Source organism: Verrucosispora sp. WMMD703 (assembly GCF_049178935.1).
GTDB lineage: Bacteria > Actinomycetota > Actinomycetes > Mycobacteriales > Micromonosporaceae > Micromonospora > Micromonospora sediminimaris.
In genome coordinates this window covers 4749071-4768378 of sequence record NZ_JBMHMM010000004.1, presented here as the reverse complement: position 1 = coordinate 4768378, position 19308 = coordinate 4749071, and the positions used below count along the sequence as shown (strand labels likewise).

Here is a 19308-nt window from a genome sequence, read left to right as displayed (position 1 = left end):
CACCAGACGCCGTGAGGGCTCCCACCCGTCCGGGTGGGAGCCCTCACGGCATCGCGGTCAGTTGGCGATCATGCGCCGCAGCACGTACTGCAGGATGCCGCCGTGCCGGTAGTAGTCCGCCTCACCCGGGGTGTCGATCCGCACCACCGCGTCGAACTCCACGCCGCTGTCGGTGGTGACCTTCACCGTACGCGGAGTGTCGCCGTCGTTGAGCGCGGTCACTCCGGCGATGGTGAACGTCTCGGTGCCGGTCAGCCCCAGCGACTCGGCGTTCTCCCCGGCGGGGAACTGCAACGGCAGCACGCCCATCCCGATCAGGTTGGAGCGGTGGATCCGCTCGTACGACTCGGCGATGACCGCCTGCACCCCGAGCAGCATGGTGCCCTTGGCCGCCCAGTCCCGCGACGAGCCGGAACCGTACTCCTTGCCGGCCAGGATGACCAGCGGCACGCCCGCCTCCTGGTACGCCATGGAGGCGTCGTAGATCGAGGTCTGCTCCCCGGTCAGGTGGTTGACCGTGAAGCCGCCCTCCACCCCGGGGACCAGCTGGTTGCGCAGCCGGATGTTGGCGAAGGTGCCCCGGATCATCACCTCGTGGTTGCCCCGGCGGGAGCCGTAGGAGTTGAACTCGTGGCGCGGCACGCCGTGTTCGGCGAGGTACTGCCCGGCGGGGGAGTCGGCCTTGATGGAACCGGCCGGCGAGATGTGGTCGGTGGTCACCGAGTCGCCGAGCTTGGCCAGCACCCGAGCACCGGCGATGTCCGTCACCGGCTCCGGCTGCTGCCCCATGCCCTCGAAGTACGGGGGCTTGCGGACGTAGGTGGAGTCGCCGTCCCAGGCGAAGGTGTCCCCGGTCGGGGTCGGCAGGGACTGCCACCGCTCGTCACCGGCGAAGACGTCGGCGTACGCGGAGCTGAAGCCGGTGGCGCCGATCGCGGAGGCGATCACGTCCTGGATCTCGGCGGTGCTCGGCCAGATGTCGCGCAGGAAGACCGGGTTGCCCGCGCTGTCCTCACCGAGCGGCTCGTTGGCCAGGTCGATGTCCATCGTGCCGGCCAGGGCGTACGCCACCACCAGCGGCGGGGAGGCCAGGTAGTTCATCTTCACGTCCGGGTTGATCCGGCCCTCGAAGTTCCGGTTGCCGGAGAGCACCGAGACGACCGCGAGGTCGGCCTCGTTCACCGCCGCGGAGATCTCCTCCGGCAGCGGGCCGGAGTTGCCGATGCAGGTGGTGCAGCCGTAGCCGACCAGGTGGAAGCCGAGCTTCTCCAGGTACGGCGTCAGACCGGCCCGTTCGTAGTAGTCCATGACGACCTTGGAGCCGGGCGCGAGGGTGGTCTTCACCCACGGCTTGCGGTTCAGGCCCTTGTCCACGGCGTTACGGGCGAGCAGCGCCGCACCGATCATCACCTGCGGGTTGGAGGTGTTGGTGCAGGAGGTGATCGCGGCGATCACCACGGCGCCGTGGTCCAGCTCGAACTCGGTGCCGTCGGTGCCGGTGACCCGGATCGGGTTGCTGGCCCGTCCACCGGAGCCGACCGCGGAGTTGACCAGCTCACGGGGCGCGTCGGCCGGGTCGTCGATCCCGTTGGCCGGGGAGTCGCTGGCCGGGAACGACTCGGCGCTGGCCTCGTCGGCGTGGCCGGTCACGCCGTACGGCTGCTCCTGCTGTGGGACGCCCGGCTTGCGGCCCGGGTCGCCGCCGGTCTCGTCGGCGGACACGTAGTCGGTGAGCGCCGAGCGGAACAGGGTCTTGGCGTTGCCGAGCGGCACCCGGTCCTGCGGGCGCTTCGGCCCGGCGAGAGAGGGCTCGATGGTGCCCAGGTCGAGTTCCAACTGCTCGGAGTAGACCGGCTCGTGGTCCGGGTCGTGCCAGAGGCCCTGCTCCTTGGCGTACGCCTCGACCAGGGCGACCTGCTGCGGGTCACGGCCGGTCAGCTCCAGGTAGCGGACGGTCTCGGCGTCGATCGGGAAGATCGCGACGGTGGAGCCGTACTCCGGGGACATGTTGCCGATGGTGGCCCGGTTGGCCAGCGGCACCGCGCTCACGCCGGGGCCGTAGAACTCGACGAACTTGCCGACCACGCCGTGCTTGCGCAGCATCTCGGTGATGGTCAGTACCAGGTCGGTGGCGGTGGTGCCGGCCGGCATCTCGCCGGAGAGCTTGAAGCCGACGACCCGTGGGATCAGCATGCTCACCGGCTGGCCGAGCATGGCGGCCTCGGCCTCGATGCCGCCGACGCCCCAGCCCAGCACGCCCAGACCGTTGACCATGGTGGTGTGCGAGTCGGTGCCGACGACCGTGTCCGGGTACGCCTGGCCGCCGCGCTCCATCACGGTGCGGGCCAGGTACTCGATGTTGACCTGGTGCACGATGCCGGTGCCGGGCGGGACCACCTTGAACTCGTTGAACGCGCTCTGGCCCCAGCGCAGGAACTGGTAGCGCTCCTTGTTGCGGGTGTACTCCAGCTCGACGTTGCGCTCGAAGGCGTCCTCGCGGCCGAACAGGTCGGCGATGACCGAGTGGTCGATGACCAGCTCGGCGGGGGCGAGGGGGTTCACCTTGGTCGGGTCGCCGCCGAGGTCGCGGACGGCCTCACGCATGGTCGCCAGATCGACCACGCAGGGTACGCCGGTGAAGTCCTGCATCAGCACCCGTGCCGGGGTGAACTGGATCTCGACGTTCGGGTCTGCGGTCGGGTCCCACGCACCGAGCTGGCGGATGTGCTCGGCGGTGATGTTCGCGCCGTCCTCGGTCCGCAGCAGGTTCTCCAGCAGGATCTTCAGGCTGTAGGGGAGCCGTTCCTGGCCCTCCACCTTGCTGATCTTGAAAATCTCGTAGCTCGCGTCTCCGACGCGTAGCTGGGTCTTCGCACCGAAGGTGTCGAGGCTCGCCACGTCGTACTCCTTCACACCAGCGACCGTGAGTAGTCCTGAGCAGTCTTTCGCACCGGCCAGAGTGCTGCCGTGGTTAGGCAACACTTACCGCCGATTCTCGCCGTCAACAAAACCGTACGTCCGTCTTGCTATTCATGCAACCCGGTGTCACTGGGTGGACGGCAGGTACCTGCTGCGGCCCGATCTCGACACCCTCGCCGTCCGGCTGACAGCCGCCGGCTGGGTCCGGTCACCGGGGGTGACGAAGAGCTGCCCGGGCGCTCCGTGAGCGGTTGACAGCGCGGGCAGAGGTGGCGAACGCTGATCGGCGTGCGTCTTCGTCATCTCGGGCTGCCTGTGCGTGACTACGAACGTAGCTTGCGCTTCTACACGACGTACTTCGAATTCGACCCCGCCACCGCGCGGTCGTACCCGGACGGCACGGTGATCGTACGTAACGCGGACGGGTTCGACCTGGCGCTGCATCCGGCGGCGGAGGCGCCCCCGACGTCCACCTTCCTGCACATCGGGTTCGCCATGGCCGACCCGGCGGCGGTCGACGACCTGCGTACCCGGTTGGCGCGCGACGGCGTACCGATCGTGGAACGGGACGACGAATCGGACCTGGTCTCGTTCAAGTGCCTGGACCCGGACGGTTGGCGGGTGGAGGTGTACTGGGAAGCGGCGTGACCCCGGATCCCGTGCCGACCGCAACCGGAGGCGACAACATCGGGGATGTTGCTGTGTCACGCCACGGCGAGGGAGCAACATCCCCGATGTTGTCGAAGCCCGGGGTGGGTTGGGGGTGGGACGACGAAGGGCCGGCCCTGGGTGGGGTCGGCCCTTCGTGGTGTTTCGGTTGGTCAGGAGGTGGCGCTGTAGCCGCGGGTGGCGATCCAGTCGGCGAGGGTGTCGATGCTCATTCGGTAGGAGGCTTGGGCGGGGTCGGCGGAGTCGGCGATGGTGACGGTGTCGCCGCCGTCGCGGTAGCCCACGACGCTGATGTAGTGGCCGCCTTCGAAGCTGTGGGTGGTGCCGTCGGTGTCGGTGGCGGTGCCGGCGATGTTGGCGACTACGGCGCGGCCGTCGTTGACGGTGCGGACGATGTCGTCGCGCAGCTTGTCGGTCTGCTTGTCGTCGGCCTTGGGGTCGGTGATCTCGACTGAGCGGTAGACGTCCTTGCCGGTCTCCTTGTTGAGCACGGGGGTGATGTCGTTGATGGAGTTGGTGCCGGCCTCGGTGGTGCGCATCTGCTTGGCCATGGTGTCGACGTCGATGTTCTTGCCCTGCACGCTCAGGGCGTTGCGGGCGGCGGCGGGGCCGCAGTAGTAGAAGTTGGGCTGTGCTTCGTAGCGGACGCCGAGTTCGCGTTCGCCGCCGGGCTTGCGGTCGGCCTGCACGGCGCTGGCCTGGGCGCCCGGGGTGGCGTGGGCGGCGATCGCGGGGCCGGCGATGCCGCCGGCGGTGGCGGCGGCAGCGGCGATGGTCAGGGCGGTCTTACGCAGGATGGTGGTAGCCATGATGATCTGTACCTTTCGGTCGGGGGTGCGCGCGGCTGCGCCCGCGTGTGGGGGATGCGGGTGAGCCATGCGGAAAGGGGGGAGGTTTTGCGGTGTTCGTCCGGTGTCCCGGGAGGCGGGGTGACACCGTGGCTCGCGGCCCGGCCAGGTGTAACGCCGGGTGGGCCGGGGTCATTCCGGGGGCCTCGCGGGGAGGCGGATGGCGCTGGCGTTTGTCGTCCGGGGGTGTAACGCCCGACGGCGGGGAGCCATTCCGACCCGGGCCGGGGGCGGCGCTCGGAGGCGCTCGTGGTTACGCCATGTACAACCACCGGACCCGGCCCGCGATTCCGCCGCGGGGGTGACCCCGGCCACCGCGCACCGCCCGATAACTGACATATCTGGTCAGATTGTCGTCATCCGTTGCCGGGGTGAGCCGGGTGGGGCGTTTTCGGGCGGGGGGAAGGGGAAAGCGGCGGCGGTCAGGAGGTCACGACCGAGGGGAGAGGCCGTGCGGCAGCAGGACCGGTCCGTCGCCATCCGGGAACGTCTGTCGCCGGTCGCCGGGGCGCCGCTGTGGTGCGATGCGCTTGACTTCGGACTTCGGGGTGATGGGGTCACCAACGACCAGCCTGCGCTGTCTGCCCTGGTTGACCGCCTGGGTGAGGGGTACGCCGCCGACAGTAGGGCGCGGGTCATCTACTGCCCGCCGGGCATCTACTCGATCAGGGACGCGGGCACGATCTGGCGTAGCGGCGTGTCACTGATCGGTGCGGGGCCTGGAGCCACCCGGTTCGTGCTGAGCAACGAAGGGAACCGGGCAGACCCGACACCGCTGGCCTTCTGGACCACCGTGCAGCACGGCGCCGACCGGGACCGGCACATCGCCGACTGCACCTTCGCCGACTTCGAGATCGACGGCTCGGGCGTGGCGATGGCGGAGTACAGCTATCTGGCCAAAGGGCTCGGCCTGCAGTACGTCGTGCGGGGCGTTTTCCGCAATCTTTACATTCACCACACCGGTGCCACCGGGCTCGGCTGCGACTTCCTCCAGGACAGCCTGATCGACGGCGTGGTGGTGGTCGGCTGTGGTCGGCTGGACAACGGTGAGGAGATGGGCGGCGCGGGCATCGGCATCGGCATCGGCGGCTGGGGTGCAGTGGAACGTTGCACCATCAGCAACTGCACCACCCTCGGCAACGGCACCAACGGGATCTTCCTGGAACTGCAGAAGCCGTACTGGACGCCGCCGCGCGGGTATCGCATCATCGGCTGTCACAGCCAGGCCAACCGGTTCGGCATCTCGGACTGGGGCGCCGACGGCCTGATCGTCTCCGCCTGCACGCTCACCGGGAACCTGGAAGCCGGCTTCGACGTCTCCGCCAATGGCACGGCGGGCATCGCCGGCCGGGGCGGCATTCTCAGTGACTGCGTGATCGACCGCAATGTCCGCGACGGGATCAGCATGGGCAACACTCCCGGGCCGTACACGATTCGGGGCAACCGGATCAGCGGCAACGGTTGGTACGGGTACCACCAGCACAGCCTGGGCAACGGCTATGAAGGCCCGGCGTCGGACGTGGTGATCGACAGCAACGAGTTCTGGGACAACGGTCTGGACGGAATCCGGGTGGACCGGCCGATGGTCGACGCGGCGGTGACGAACAACCGGATCCGGAGCAACGGGCGGCAGTGCGCCCCGGCGGCCACCGGCTCCGGGGAGTCGGTGCGGTACGGCCGGCGTGCGGTGTCGGACCGGGCGGCGGTGTGGGCACCCGACGGGCATCGCGGAAAGCTGCTCCGGGTGGGGTCCCGACTGGCACTGGTGGTCGGCAACACCGAGATGGAACTGGACCTGGCGGACCTGCGGCCGGATGCGGCGATCGCCTGGAACGAGGACGTGCCACCACCGGGCGCGCGCTACGAGTTGCCGGCGGCGGCGCCGGTACGGGCCGGGTTCACGGTGAACGCCCACTTCGAGTCGGCGATGGTGCGCGGCAACCGGATCTGGGACAACCGCGACGACCCGACCCAGCGTTACGGCATGTGGATCAGTGATCAGGGGGCATGCGTCTCCTGCCGGGTCGAGGACAACGACCTCGCCGGCAACGCCGAGGGAGCGATGCGGCTGGACAGCCAACCGGTCGGCGGCCGATGGGACCGCAACCACATCGACGTGGACTGAGGGCGACTCAGCCGGCCTCGCCGGCCGGGGAGTTCGAGCTGGCCTCCGCGTGCCGGTCGCGCAACCGGGCCCGGATCTCCTCCGGGGTGTACGCGCGCCGCCGCCGTTCCGCCCGGGCGATCACCACGCCGGAGGCCGCGACACCGGCCAGACCGGCCAACCCGAGGACCTTCCACCACCGCATCCGTCGCCGCATCCGCTTAGGGTAGTCCCCTATGAGCATCAGCCTGGACGAGGCGGTGGAGCTGACCCGTACCGGCGATCTGTGGGTCTTCCGTGGCCGCAGCGTGCCTGACCGGGCCATCCAGTTGACCACCAACAGCCCGGTCAACCATGTGGGCATGGCAGTGGTGCTGGACGACATGCCACCGCTGATGTGGCATGCCGAGCTGGGGCGGTCGCTGCCGGACCTGTGGACCGGCACCCACCAACGTGGTGTGCAGCTGCACGACCTGCGGGACGCGGTCTGTGTCTGGGCCAACCGGTACGGCCAGCGGGGTTGGCTGCGCCAGCTCGAACCGCCGGCCGACGCGGAGATGGAGCGGTCGGTGCTGCGGACCATCGCCCGGCTGGACGGCACACCGTTTCCGTCCACCGCCCAGCTGGCCTGGCGGTGGGTGCGCGGGCGGGTACCGTCGCCGCGGTTGCCGCTGCCGGCCTTCCGGCGACGCGTTCCGGCCGTTGACCCGCAGCCGGATCCGCCTGCCGGAGGGGCGCGGGACCTGGACCTGGAAACCGCGTACTGCGCGGAGGTTGTGGCGGTCACCTACGAGGCGATGGGTCTGCTGCCGGTCGGACGCCGACCGAACTGGTACGACCCGGGTCGGTTCTGGAGCGGGGACGACCTGGGGCTGCACGGAGGTGCCCGGCTGGGCAGCGAGATCGAAGTGCGGATCCCACCCCGTTGAGGTTTCGCCGGGGCACCCCCCGGCAATTGCTTGCGGCGTGACTGCTTCCACCGATCTCGACCTGCTGACCGACTTCTTCGACAGGTACGGCGTGGCGTTGACCGCCGGTGACCTGCCGGCGATCGCCGGCTGCTACGCCCTGCCCGGGCTGGTGGTGGCCGACACCTACAGCTTCTCGTTCAACTCCCCGGCCGCCGTCGCGCTGTCCTTCGTGGGTGCCGCGCCGGACTACGCCGAGCGCGAGTTGGTTGCGGCACACGCCGACATCGAGCAGGTGCAGCAGATTTCCGCCCTGCTCGTGGAGGTCGCGGTGCGCTGGGAGTTCCTGGACAGCCAGGGCCGGCAGGTGCCCGGCGAACGGTACCGCTACCTGCTGCGTAGCACCGAGGAGGGGCCGGCCATCTGCACTGTCGTGCGGACGGGCTGAGCCAGCGGTACGGCTCCGGCCGCCGACCAGCCAGGTGCGACGCGTCGATGTGTCGGGTGCGTCGGCGGGTCGGGCGGCTTTGGCGCCTGCCCGTTTCGCGCCGCGGCCCGGCGTGACTAGGCTGGCCCGTCGGCGACGACGAGTGGGGACCTCAATGTCAGTGCGGCCGTCCGGTGATGCCAACGACGATGCCACCGGTGACCAGGGTGGTGATACCACGGGTGACCGGAACGGTGACGCCGCCAGTGGGGTGGTCGGTGGGCACGATCTGTCCAGGATGGTCGCCTCCGTACCCTGGGTGGTGGCGCTGGTCGGCGTCGCGGTGCTGGCGGTGCTGCTTGTGGTCGCACTGTTGTCGTTCCGCGGCCCCGAACGTCCGTCGGCATGGGCGCCGGGCCCGCCGATGAGCCTGCCGACGACTGCCACGGCGAGCGCGGAGGCAGCGCCTACAGCTCGTTCGACGACCTCGACCGGCCCCACCGCGACAGCTTCGGTCACACCGACCGGCTCACCCACGCGGTCCGGATCGCCGGCACCGCCGACCGATCCGTCGCGTACCGGATCGCCCGCGCGGCCGGAGGCCAGCCGGTCACCGAGCACGTCCGCCCCGGCGGCGCCGACCGACGGCGGCGGGGCGGTCACCGCCAGCTACCGGGTGCTCGACAGCGGCGACGCGGATCACTTCGAGGCCCAGTTGGTGGTCAGCAACGGCACCAGCGGGTCGGACGACTGGCAGGTGGAGTTGCGTTTCAGCGGCGGTGTCACCGGGATCCGGGCCTCCAGCGGCCCGGGGGTCTCGGTGACCATCAGGGGCCCTGGCTGGTACCTGCTCAGCGGAACCGGTCAGCTCGCCGCCGGGGCCCAGCAGTCGGTGCAACTGCGGTTCACGCGTACCGGGGGCGGGGAGTATCCGAGCCAGTGCACGGTCAACGGAACCGGCTGCGGGATCGGTTAGGACAGTTGGTGATTCGTCGGGCACTTTCCGGCGCGGCTGAAGATCGTTACGCTTGCCGGGCTGCCCGCTGAGGAGAGACATGTCCGGTACGCGCCGCGCTCCCCGTCAGTTTCCGCCGCACGGCTCAACCGCCGTGGCTTCCTCGCCGTGGATCCTGGTGTCGATCGGCGTCGTCATCATGGTGGTGCTGCTCGTCATCGCGGTCGGCGCGTACCGGGGGCCTGGGCCGGACTTCCAGCCGGTGCCGCCCGGACAGCCACCGGTTGCCGCCGCGCCGATGCCCGAGCGCGCCTCCTCGGCAGGTCGAGAGGCGTCGGCGCCACCGTCGGTGGCGGTGCCGGGGCTCTCCCCACGCCGGACCGACCCGCCGAGCCCGACCCCCAGCGCGGCACGTACGACGCCGCCGCCGGCCGCGCCGCCATCGGTCGCACCGTCCCGTACGCCGGCACCGCCGCCCGCGCCGATCGAGGCCCGCTATCGGGTTTTGCACACGTTCCACGGAGGCTTCATCGCCGAGGTGTCGATCCGCAACGCCTCCCACCGTGACCTGGACTGGGTGGCGCGGGTGGAGTACCCCGGCGGGCGGGTGGTGACCGCCTGGCTGGAAGGCGTTCCACAGGGGACGTTCAGCGGTGCGGACGGAACGTTGACCTACCGCAGCGGGCCGGACCTCGCCGGCGGATCGTCCGTGTACCTGCGCTTCCACATCGAGTCGGCCGATCCCCGGCCCGCGAGTTGCCGCGTCTCCGGACGCATCTGCCGCAGCCGTTAGCGTCCACCGGGGACGGGCCGCGCCTGTCTTGCGCAAGTGTCTGCCTTGTTGCAGGTCTGTTTGCAAGGTATTGCAGAATCTTTCGGCAAGGGCTAGCGTGCGGGCCAATCAGCGACCAGAGGAAGGCCGTCGATGAAGCCCCCGCCGACACCCCGCACATTCCTGCTCGCCCTTGTCTTCCTGCTCACCGTCACCCTGGTCGGCACGCCTGTCGCGGTGACCCCCGCCGCCGCGGCCGGTCGGCCCGCCGGCACCGGGGCACCGAGCGCCGCCGGTGCCGTCACCTGGCACGCCGAGCCCTCCGCCACCGCCCTGCTCGCCGCCGGCCGTAGCCAGGCTGAGGCCGAGCAGTTCTACTTCGTGCTGCCCGACCGGTTCGCCAACGGAGACCCGCGCAACGACCGGGGCGGCCTGGTCGGGGACCGGCTGCGTACCGGGTACGACCCCACGGACAAGGGGTTCTACCAGGGCGGCGACCTCAAAGGACTGACCGAGCGCCTGGACTACATCGAGGGGCTGGGCACCACCGCCATCTGGCTCGCGCCGGTCTTCAAGAACCGGCCGGTACAGGGCGAGGGCGACGACGTGTCGGCCGGCTACCACGGCTACTGGATCACCGACTTCACCCAGGCCGACCCCCACTTCGGCAGCCCCGCCGACCTGAAGAAGCTGGTCCAGCTCGCCCACCGGCGCGGCATCAAGGTCTACCTCGACGTCATCGTCAACCACACCGCCGACGTCATCGCCTACGAAGAGGACACGTACACCTACGTCGACAAGGCGACCGCGCCCTACCGCGACGCGCAGGGCCGGCCGTTCGAGGATCGCAACTACGCCGACGGCAGCCGGGACTTCCCGAAGGTCGATCGGGAGTCCTTCCCGTACACCCCGACCTTCGAGACCCGGGCCGACGCGAAGGTCAAGGTCCCGGCGTGGCTGAACGACCCCACCATGTACCACAACCGTGGTGACTCGACCTTCGCCGGAGAGAACAGCGAGTACGGCGACTTCTTCGGTCTCGACGACCTGTGGACCGAGCGGCCCGAGGTGGTCCGCGGCATGACGAAGATCTACGCCGACTGGGTACGGTCCACCGGAGTCGACGGATTCCGGCTGGACACGGTCAAGCACGTCAACATGGACTTCTGGCCGCAGTTCAGCCAGGGGGTGCAGGAGGCGGCGGCCCGGGCCGGCAAGAAGGACTTCTTCATGTTCGGCGAGGTGTACAGCGCGGACCCGGAGATCGCCTCCAGCTACGTGCGGCAGGGCGGGCTGCCCGCCACGTTGGACTTCGGCTTTCAGGAGGCGGCGCGCGGCTACACCGCGAACGACGGATCGGCCAGGGCGTTGGCCGACCTGTACGCCCGCGACGACCTCTACGCCGCCCGGGACACCCACGCCGGTCGGCTGACCACCTTCCTCGGCAACCACGACATGGGCCGGATCGGCTCGTTCATCGCCAACGGACCCACCGACCCGGCCACCCACCTGCGGCGGGACCAACTAGCCCACGAGCTGATGTTCCTCACCCGTGGCCAGCCGGTGATCTACTCCGGCGACGAGCAGGGCTTCACCGGCGCCGGCGGCGACAAGGACGCCCGGCAGCCGATGTTCGCCTCGCGTACTGCGGACTACCTCGACGACGACCTGCTCGGCACCGACCGCACCCACGCGGTCGACCAGTTCGACAGGACGCACCCGCTCTACCGCACCATCGCCGACCTGGGCCGGTTGCGCCAGGCCCACCCTGCCCTGCGCGACGGCGTGCAGGTCACCCGGTACGCGGCCGACGGCCCCGGCGTCTTCGCCTTCTCCCGGTTCGATCCGGACGACCGCACCGAGTACGTGGTGGCGGTCAACAACGCCACAGCCGCGCAGACTGTCACCGTGGACACCTGGTCGGCCGGCGCCACCTTCACCGGCATTCACGGCGCCACCGCCCGACCGGTGGCTGCGGGCGACGGCGAGCTGACCCTGACCGTGCCGCCCCTGTCAGCGGTGGTGCACCGGGCCGGCAGGCCGGTCGCGCTGCCCGACGTCAGGCCGGGCATCACCATCACCGCCCCGGAGGGGTCGCCGGCCACCCGGGCCGAGGTGACCGCCCAGGTCACCGGCGACCCGCTGGCCCGCGTGACGATGGCGGCCAGGGTGGCCGGCGGGAAGTGGACGTTGCTCGGCTCCGCTCATCGCGCGCCCTACACCGTGCACCACGACCTGACCGGTCTGGCCGCGGGTACGAAGATCGAGTACAAGGCGGTGGTCCGCGACGGTCGGGGCCGCACCGCTTCCGGCCACGCCACCGCCACCGTGGGCACCCCTGACCTGCCCGGCTCGTCACGGGACTGGCTGGTGGTCCATCACCAGCGCCCGGATGGTGACTACGACGACTGGGGGCTGTACGCCTGGGGTGACATCGACCCGGAGTACGCCACCGAGTGGCCGCAGGGGCAGCCGTTCGCCGGCACCGACGCGTACGGGCGGTTCGCCTGGGTGAAACTCAAGCCGGGGGCCAAGTCGGTCGGCTTCCTGGTGGTCGACGCCGATGGCAACAAGGACGTCGACAACGACCGGACCGTCGACGTGACGCAGACCGGCGAGGTCTGGGTCAAGCAGGGCGACCCGGCGACGTACCTGACCCGGGAGGAGGCCGCAGGTGAACCTGCCCCGCCGGTCGAGGAGGGTACGGCGGTCATCCACTACCACCGGCCCGACGGCGACTACGACGGCTGGGGCCTGCACCTGTGGGACGGCGCGGCCACCCCCACCGACTGGGCGAAGCCGATGCCGCCGACCCGGGTCGACTCCTTCGGCGCCGAGTTCCGGGTGCCGCTGGCCGAGGGCGCGACCGGGCTCAGCTACATCATCCATCGCGGCGACGAGAAGGACCTGCCGCAGGACCAGCGGCTCGACTTCGCCGACGCCGGCCGCGAGGTCTGGTTGCTCGCTGCCACACCGGGCCGGCTGCTGCCGGCGACGGTCACCGGCAGCAGCCGGGACACCGACATCACCAAGCAGCGGGCGCACTGGATCGACAGGTCCACGGTCGCCTGGCGCACCGGCCCCATCGACGGGCGGGCGCACGCCCTGGTGACCGCGCCGGCCGGCGGGGTGCGCGTGGTCGACGGCGAGCTGGTCGGGACGTACACCTCGCTGCCGCTGACCGCGCAGCGCAACGGGCTCACCGAGGCGCAGCGCGCGGCCTTCCCGCACCTGTGGGACCACCGAGCCTTCACGCTGGACCGGAAGGATCTGGCCAAGGTGCCGGCGGCGCTGCGCGGGCAGCTGCTGGTGACCGAGCGGGCCGCCGACGGCACCCTGCTCGGTGCCACCGGCGTGCAGATCCCGGGTGTGCTCGACGACGTCTACGCCCCGGCCACCAAGGCGAGCCTCGGTGCCACCTTCACCGGCGGTGTGCCGACCCTGTCGGTCTGGGCACCCACCGCCCGGACGGTGTCGCTGGAGCTGTACGACTCGCCGACGGCCACCGCACGACAGGTGGCGATGCGTCGCGACGACCGCACCGGCGTCTGGTCGGTACGCGGGCAGCGGTCCTGGAGCGGCAAGTACTACCGCTACCGGGTGCAGGCGTGGCAGCCGGCAGCGCAGCAGCTGGTCACCGCGTCGGTCACCGACCCGTACTCGGTGGCGCTGGCGGCGGACTCCACGCACAGCCAGCTCGTCGACCTGACCGACCCGAAGCTCGCTCCGGCGGGTTGGGCGCGGCTGCGCAAGCCGGCCGCGGCGCCCCCGGCCAAGGTGCAGATCTCCGAGCTGTCGGTGCGGGACTTCTCCATCGCCGACGACACCGTCCCGGCGCAGCGGCGGGGCACCTTCCTCGCCTTCACCGACCCGGCCACCGCCGGGATGCGGCACCTGAAGGCGATAAGCGACGCCGGGGTGACCCACCTGCACCTGCTGCCGGCGTTCGACTTCGCCACCATCCCCGAACGCCGGGCCGACCAGCGGCAGCCGGACTGCGACCTGGCGGCCCTGCCACCGGACTCGGAGCGGCAGCAGGAGTGCGTGGCCGGGGTGAAGGAGACCGACGGCTACAACTGGGGGTACGACCCGCTGCACTACACCGTCCCGGAGGGCGGGTACGCGGTCGACCCGGAGGGCGCCCGGCGCACCACCGAGTTCCGGCAGATGGTGGCCGGGGTCAACGACGCGGGGCTGCGGGTGGTCATGGACGTGGTCTACAACCACACCTCGGCCGCCGGCACCGACCCGAAGTCGGTGCTGGACCAGATCGTCCCCGGCTACTACCACCGGCTGCTCGACGACGGCACGGTGGCCACCTCCACCTGCTGCGCCAACACCGCACCGGAACACGCCATGATGGGCAAGCTGGTGGTGGACTCACTTGTCACCTGGGCCAAGGCGTACAAGGTGGACGGGTTCCGGTTCGACCTGATGGGCCACCACCCGAAGGCGAACATCCTGGCCGTGCGCGCCGCACTGGACAAGCTGACCGTGGCCCGGGACGGCGTGGACGGGAAGAACATCCTGCTCTACGGCGAGGGCTGGAACTTCGGCGAGGTGGCCGACGACGCCCGTTTCGTGCAGGCGACGCAGGCCAACATGGCCGGTACCGGGATCGGGACGTTCAACGACCGGCTACGCGACGCGGTACGCGGCGGCGGCCCGTTCGACGAGAACCCGCGCCAGCAGGGCTTCGCCTCCGGCCTGTTCACCGACCCCAATGGCGACCCGGTCAACGGCTCGGCTGCCGAACAGCGGGCCCGGCTGCTGCGCCAGCACGACCTGGTCAAGGTGGGGCTGACCGGCAACCTGCGCGGCTACCGGTTCGTCGACTCGGCGGGCCGGCAGGTCACCGGCGCCGACGTGGACTACAACGGCTCACCGGCCGGCTACACCGACGCGCCAGGGGAGGCGGTCACCTACGTCGACGCGCACGACAACGAGATCCTGTACGACGCGCTGGCGTACAAGCTGCCGCAGGCCACCTCGGCGGCGGACCGGGCCCGGATGCAGGTGCTGGCGCTGAGCACCGTGGTGATGGGCCAGGGCACCGGATTCGTCACCACCGGCACCGAGCGGCTGCGGTCCAAGTCGCTGGACCGCAACTCGTACAACTCGGGGGACTGGTTCAACCAGATCCGGTGGGACTGTGCCCAGGGCAACGGCTTCGGCATCGGTCTACCGCCGGCCGAGGACAACCGGGACAAGTGGCCGTACGCGAAGCCGCTGCTGGCTGATCCGAAGCTGGTGCCGGACTGCGCGGCTGTCGAGTTGACCGACGCCCGCTACGCCGAACTGCTGCGGATCCGGACGTCGTCGCCGGTCTTCGGGCTGCCCAGCGCGAAGGAGGTGCAGCGGCGGGTCGCCTTCCCGCTGTCGGGCGCGGACGAGACACCGGGTGTGCTCACCATGGCCCTCGACGCCCGTGGGCTCGGCGGGAAGTGGCGGTCGGTGACGGTGGTCTTCAACGCCACTCCGGAGAGCGCCACGCAGCGGGTGGCCGGGCTGCGTGGGGCGGACGTGACGCTGCACCCGGTGCTGCGTTCCTCGGCCGACCCGGTGTTGCGTGAAGCGGCCTTCGACAGCTCCAGTGGCACCTTCACCGTGCCGGGACGCAGCGTGGCGGTCTTCGTCCAGCGGTAGTGCCGCTCCGGCACACGACGCCGGAGTACGCTCCGGCCCCGCCGGTCCGATCCGTCTGGATCGGACCGGCGGGGCCGAAGTCCCCTCACCTCGGTCCGGCAGGAGCCGGTGCCGCGTTGATCAGCCGAAGCAGTTCGGGATCGGGGTGAAGGTGCCGGCGCAGTTGGTCGGCTTGTTGGCCGTGATGGCCGACTTGTCGTCCACGTTCACCTCACCGAGGAAGCTGAAGACGCCGCCAGCGGTGAGAGTGGCGAAGTTGTGCGCCACCTTCGTCTTCTCCAGGTCGATCACACCGGCGACGGTGAAGATGCCGCCGCCCACGCCCAGCGGGCCGACTGCCCGGTTGCCGCTGATCTCGCTGTGCCGGAAGGTCGCCTCACCGGTGCCGTTGAACACGCCACCGCCGAAGAAGCCGGCCTTGTTCTCGACGATCTTGGTTTCCTCGACGTTGGCGATCGCGCCGAAGCCGAGGGCCAGGCCGCCACCGACACCGACCGTGGTGTTCTTGGCAACCTCGACGTGTGCCAGTTCGAGGGTGCTGTCGTCACCCGCCGCGGTGACGCCACCGCCGGCCAGGACCGCGGTGTTCCCGATGACCTTGGAGTACCGGACGGTCGTGTTGCCCTCGATGTCGAGCACGCCACCGCCGAAGCCGAGCACCTCGTTGCCGACGACCTCGGTCTTCTCGATCCAGGCGGTGCCGCCGTCGATGTCGGTCCGGAAGATGAACGCCGCGCCGTTGGCGATGCCGCCACCACCGATGATCGCGTCGTTGTTCTTCACGGTCGACTCGGCCACCCGCAGCACGCCGGCGTTGAAGATGCCGCCGCCGTAGAGGAAGGCGGTGTTGTCGGCGACCGTGGTGTGGTAGAGGCTGGCCTTGCCGAAGTTGGCCAGGCCACCTCCGACGCCGCCGGCCTGGTTGGCGACGATGTGCGTCTCCTCGAAGGAGGCGGTGCCGCCGGGCTGCACGAGCACGCCACCGCCGTCGTTGGACTCCGGGTCGACCAGCACCGACGGTGCGCTCGCGGCCTTTTCCTTGAGCGCGATGCCCTTCGGCTTGGCGTGGAGCAACGGCAGGTATTCCTTCTTCGCCTCGGCGGCCTTGGTCGCCTCCACCGAGTTCGAGAACCGCGACCAGACGGCTTCCGGCGTGTCGCCGTTGACCGGCAGTGCACTGGTCTGGCCGTTCTTGATGGTCAGGCCCTTGACGGTCAGGTTTCCGCCGCGACCCACGTTGAGGATCCGGAACTCCTCGGCCGTGGCGTCCCGGACGATCTTGGTGTCGTGGCCCTTGAGCACCACGTTCTCCGTAATCACCGGAAGGCCGTTGGGGCCGGTACCGTCGCCCGCGTCGGAACGGGTCAGGGAGTAGGTGCACCCCTTGGCCAGGTTCAGCACGCCGCCGTGGTTCTCGTTGGCGAAGACCAGGGCCTGGATCAGCTTGTCGCTGTCGCAGGGCACATCCTTGCCGTGATCCCTCTCCTCGCCGTCCCGCTTCTGGTCGTCCCGCTTCTGGTCGTGCCGGGCACGCTCGTCGGCGGCATTGTCGGCCCGGTCCTCCTTCTTGCCCTTGTGCCCCTCGGGGGCGACCGCGTTCTGGTCGCCGTCCCTGCTGACCTGCTGGGCGGTGGACCAGCGCAGACCATCGGTACCAACCGCGCCGGCGCCGGTGGCGACCCCGACGGCGGCGATGCTGACCACGCCGGTGAGCCCGGCGACGCCACTGGCGAGCCAGAGCTTACGACGCCGCTTGGGCGTCGCCTCCGACTCGCTGGCGTTGTTCTTAGCTACGTAGTTGGACATCGGAGCTCTCTGCCCTCTCGTCGTACCAGACAGGGTCGTCACGCACAGGCGAGCGTCCCCTGCTACAAATCGGTTGTAGCTCCCAGAACCACCGTATGAGAAGGTTCCTCGCCTCAGGGCCTTATCCGAAATAACCCCACATTAGGTACGTCGTGGGTCGGTGACGCCCAGGCTCGTGCTGATCGGCACGCCGGGGTGGCTTCCGCCCGGACCTGCTCTGACCTGTCCGGACGGCCCTGGAGAAGCAGCAAGCGGGACGAAGGTGGGGCTCCTCCGCAGCGCCGAGCGCCACGGAGGAGCCCCTCTATGTGGTGGTGCTGTCCTGTTGCTCGTCGCTCGCCTCGACGATGGATCAGCCGAAGCAGCGGTCGGGGATGACCGGGCTGCCGATGCAGTTGGTCGGTCGGTTGCCGGTGACAGCCGACTTCCGGTCGATCTCCACCTGGTCGTTGTCGGTGTAGATGCCGCCGGGTGCGTTGGAGGCCACGTTGTCGGCGACCTTGGTCCGGATCAGCGTGGTCACCCCGTCCTGGTTGGCGAGGCCGCCCGCGAAACCAGCCGTACCCGAGGCCTGGTTGGCCCACAGCTCGGAGTCGCGCAGGGTTACCGAGGCTTCGTCGTTGAACAGGCCGCCGGCAGCTCCGTTGGCGGCCACATTCTCCTTGACGACGCTGTGGGCGATGACCGCCGTGGAATCCTCGGCGATCCCGAGACCACCGGCGTCGTCGTTCGCGAAGTTCCGGGCGACCAGCGTGTGTTCCAGGCTCAGCCGGCTGTCGCCGAGAGCGACCAGGCCGCCGCCGTCGAGGCTGCTGGTGTTGTCGGTGAGTTCGCTCTGGACGGCGGTGGTGTCGCCGCCGTTCACGAAGACGCCGCCGCCGAGTACTCCGGTCCGGTTGTGGCTGATCGTGCTCTTCCAGACCCAGACCGTGCCACCCGTGCCGGCGAAGCCGTTGGGCGTGGAACCGTTGGCGACGCCGCCGCCCCCGGCACCCGAGTTGTTGTACACGATCTTCGACTCCTCGACCCGCAGCGTGCCCGTGCTGAACAGGCCGCCGCCGAAGCTACCGGCACTGTTCTGTTCCACGGTGCTGTGGCGGATCGTGGTGGTGCCGTAGTTGGCGATGCCACCGCCGTTGCGGGTCGCCTGGTTCTGCACGATGCGGCTGTGCTCCAGGTCTGCGGTGCCGCCTTGCTGCACCAGGATTCCACCCCCGTCGACGCCGTCAGCGGCGATGCTCGGCGGAGCGACTTCCGCCCCGGCGGCCTTGGCCTTGGCCTCGGCCTTGGTCGCCGGAGATGGCTTCGCCTCCGCTGCCGCCTTGGCTCCGGCTGCCTTGACCCCGTCGGTCGTGGCCTTGGCTCCGGCCGCCTTGGCCTTGGCTCCGGCCGCCGGGGTGCTCCCGGCGGGCTTCACGGTGCCGAGTTCCAGTCCCTCGACCGGCGCCGCAATCGTCATGCCCGGAGCGGTCTGGCCGCCCTTGACCGTCACACCCTTCAGCGTCAAATGGCCACCTCGGCCGACGTTGAGGATGCGGAACCGCTCGGCGTTCGCGGCCCGCACGATCTTGCTGTCGTCGCCCTTCAAGGTGATCGGTTTGGTGATCACCGGAAGCCCGTTGCCGTCATCGCTGCGGGTCAGCTCGTAGGTGCAGTACCGGGCCAGGGCAAGTACGCCACCGTGGTTCTGGTTGGCGTGCACGATGGCCTGGATCAGCTTGTCCGTGTCGCAGGGCACCTCGTGGGCCCTGTCCTTGTCGGCACCGCCACCGTCCTTGCGCCCGGCACCCTTGCGGCCGACGTGGTCGCCGGCCGAGTCGTCCCTGGTGCCGCCGTTCTCGGTTGCGTCGGCCTTCCCCGCGTCGCTGACGTTCTGCCGGGCGTTGGACTGCGCGTCCGTCCGGCCCGGCGTACCGGATCGGTCGTCGCGGGCGGCCACCCCACCCAGCGCGGCCAGACCGACCACGCCGGTCAGACCGGCGACGCCCGCGGTGATCCATAGTTTTCGTCGTCGAAGTCCCGGCGGTGCCGGGGGTGGTGGTGCCGGGGGCGGCCCACCGTAGGAAGTGGTCACGTCATCAGACATCAGAGCCTTCCGCCCTTTCCTGCTACCAGACTGGTTCGCACCGAGCGAATGGGTGCGAGCAGCTACAAATGGGTTGCAGCCTCTGATGACCACCGTATGAGAATGTTCTTCGCGAGAAGGATGAATCCGAAATAACCCCGCATTGGTACCTGATCAGGCATCGCCGCG

12 protein-coding genes are annotated in these 19308 nt (G+C 70.0%); 7 read left to right on the top strand and 5 right to left on the bottom strand.

Features of this window, described 5'->3' with window-relative positions:
* Positions 1 to 57: 57 nt before the first annotated feature.
* Complete coding sequence (locus ACN26Z_RS22125; protein ID WP_421463298.1) at positions 58 to 2913, bottom strand: aconitate hydratase; 2856 nt, start codon at positions 2911 to 2913, stop codon at positions 58 to 60.
* A 294-nt stretch (positions 2914 to 3207) separates the two neighbouring features.
* Here ACN26Z_RS22125 and ACN26Z_RS22120 point away from each other — a divergent pair, with 294 nt between their 5' ends.
* The gene (locus ACN26Z_RS22120) at positions 3208 to 3567 is read left to right on the top strand and encodes a VOC family protein (protein WP_421463296.1); all 360 of its coding nucleotides are present in this window, start codon (positions 3208 to 3210) and stop codon (positions 3565 to 3567) included.
* Positions 3568 to 3740: 173 nt separating this feature from the next.
* Here the strand turns inward: ACN26Z_RS22120 and ACN26Z_RS22115 are convergent, their stop codons facing one another.
* Positions 3741 to 4397, bottom strand: coding sequence for a C39 family peptidase (locus ACN26Z_RS22115; protein ID WP_421463294.1), 657 nt, complete (start codon positions 4395 to 4397; stop codon positions 3741 to 3743).
* A 490-nt stretch (positions 4398 to 4887) separates the two neighbouring features.
* Between ACN26Z_RS22115 and ACN26Z_RS22110 the strand changes: the two genes are divergently transcribed.
* Entirely contained in the window at positions 4888 to 6561 is a 1674-nt protein-coding gene (locus ACN26Z_RS22110; protein ID WP_282237526.1) for a right-handed parallel beta-helix repeat-containing protein, read from the top strand.
* A gap of 7 nt (positions 6562 to 6568) precedes the next feature.
* On the opposite strand, the gene ACN26Z_RS22105 is transcribed toward ACN26Z_RS22110, so the two are convergent.
* Positions 6569 to 6757, bottom strand: coding sequence for a hypothetical protein (locus ACN26Z_RS22105; protein ID WP_421463292.1), 189 nt, complete (start codon positions 6755 to 6757; stop codon positions 6569 to 6571).
* Positions 6758 to 6776: 19 nt separating this feature from the next.
* Between ACN26Z_RS22105 and ACN26Z_RS22100 the strand changes: the two genes are divergently transcribed.
* From ACN26Z_RS22100 to pulA, 5 genes are all read left to right on the top strand, one after another.
* Positions 6777 to 7469, top strand: a complete 693-nt coding sequence (locus ACN26Z_RS22100) for a hypothetical protein (protein ID WP_282237527.1) — start codon at positions 6777 to 6779, stop codon at positions 7467 to 7469.
* Positions 7470 to 7506: 37 nt separating this feature from the next.
* On the top strand, positions 7507 to 7896 hold the full coding sequence (locus tag ACN26Z_RS22095) for a hypothetical protein (RefSeq protein WP_093407440.1): 390 nt from the start codon (positions 7507 to 7509) through the stop codon (positions 7894 to 7896).
* Positions 7897 to 8050: 154 nt separating this feature from the next.
* Positions 8051 to 8851 (top strand): hypothetical protein, encoded by an 801-nt coding sequence (locus tag ACN26Z_RS22090; RefSeq protein ID WP_421463290.1) that lies wholly within the window; start codon positions 8051 to 8053, stop codon positions 8849 to 8851.
* A gap of 79 nt (positions 8852 to 8930) precedes the next feature.
* The gene (locus tag ACN26Z_RS22085) at positions 8931 to 9623 is read left to right on the top strand and encodes a cellulose binding domain-containing protein (RefSeq protein WP_421463288.1); all 693 of its coding nucleotides are present in this window, start codon (positions 8931 to 8933) and stop codon (positions 9621 to 9623) included.
* Positions 9624 to 9755: 132 nt separating this feature from the next.
* Positions 9756 to 15248 (top strand): pullulanase-type alpha-1,6-glucosidase, encoded by a 5493-nt coding sequence (gene pulA, locus ACN26Z_RS22080; protein WP_421463286.1) that lies wholly within the window; start codon positions 9756 to 9758, stop codon positions 15246 to 15248.
* A 120-nt stretch (positions 15249 to 15368) separates the two neighbouring features.
* Here the strand turns inward: pulA and ACN26Z_RS22075 are convergent, their stop codons facing one another.
* Both ACN26Z_RS22075 and ACN26Z_RS22070 read right to left on the bottom strand, forming a co-directional pair.
* On the bottom strand, positions 15369 to 17054 hold the full coding sequence (locus ACN26Z_RS22075) for a hypothetical protein (RefSeq protein ID WP_421463284.1): 1686 nt from the start codon (positions 17052 to 17054) through the stop codon (positions 15369 to 15371).
* Positions 17055 to 17406: 352 nt separating this feature from the next.
* Positions 17407 to 19140, bottom strand: a complete 1734-nt coding sequence (locus ACN26Z_RS22070; protein ID WP_421463282.1) for a right-handed parallel beta-helix repeat-containing protein — start codon at positions 19138 to 19140, stop codon at positions 17407 to 17409.
* Positions 19141 to 19308 lie beyond the last annotated feature (168 nt).

What these genes read in the sequence shown, in the direction of transcription:
- ACN26Z_RS22100 (WP_282237527.1), top strand. Translation starts at nt 6,777, where the DNA reads ATGAGCATCAGCCTGGACGAGGCGGTGGAGCTGACCCGTACCGGCGAT.
- ACN26Z_RS22115 (WP_421463294.1), bottom strand. Translation starts at nt 4,397, where the DNA reads ATGGCTACCACCATCCTGCGTAAGACCGCCCTGACCATCGCCGCTGCC.
- ACN26Z_RS22070 (WP_421463282.1), bottom strand. Translation starts at nt 19,140, where the DNA reads ATGTCTGATGACGTGACCACTTCCTACGGTGGGCCGCCCCCGGCACCA.
- ACN26Z_RS22090 (WP_421463290.1), top strand. Translation starts at nt 8,051, where the DNA reads ATGTCAGTGCGGCCGTCCGGTGATGCCAACGACGATGCCACCGGTGAC.
- ACN26Z_RS22105 (WP_421463292.1), bottom strand. Translation starts at nt 6,757, where the DNA reads ATGCGGCGACGGATGCGGTGGTGGAAGGTCCTCGGGTTGGCCGGTCTG.
- ACN26Z_RS22085 (WP_421463288.1), top strand. Translation starts at nt 8,931, where the DNA reads ATGTCCGGTACGCGCCGCGCTCCCCGTCAGTTTCCGCCGCACGGCTCA.
- ACN26Z_RS22075 (WP_421463284.1), bottom strand. Translation starts at nt 17,054, where the DNA reads ATGTCCAACTACGTAGCTAAGAACAACGCCAGCGAGTCGGAGGCGACG.
- pulA (WP_421463286.1), top strand. Translation starts at nt 9,756, where the DNA reads ATGAAGCCCCCGCCGACACCCCGCACATTCCTGCTCGCCCTTGTCTTC.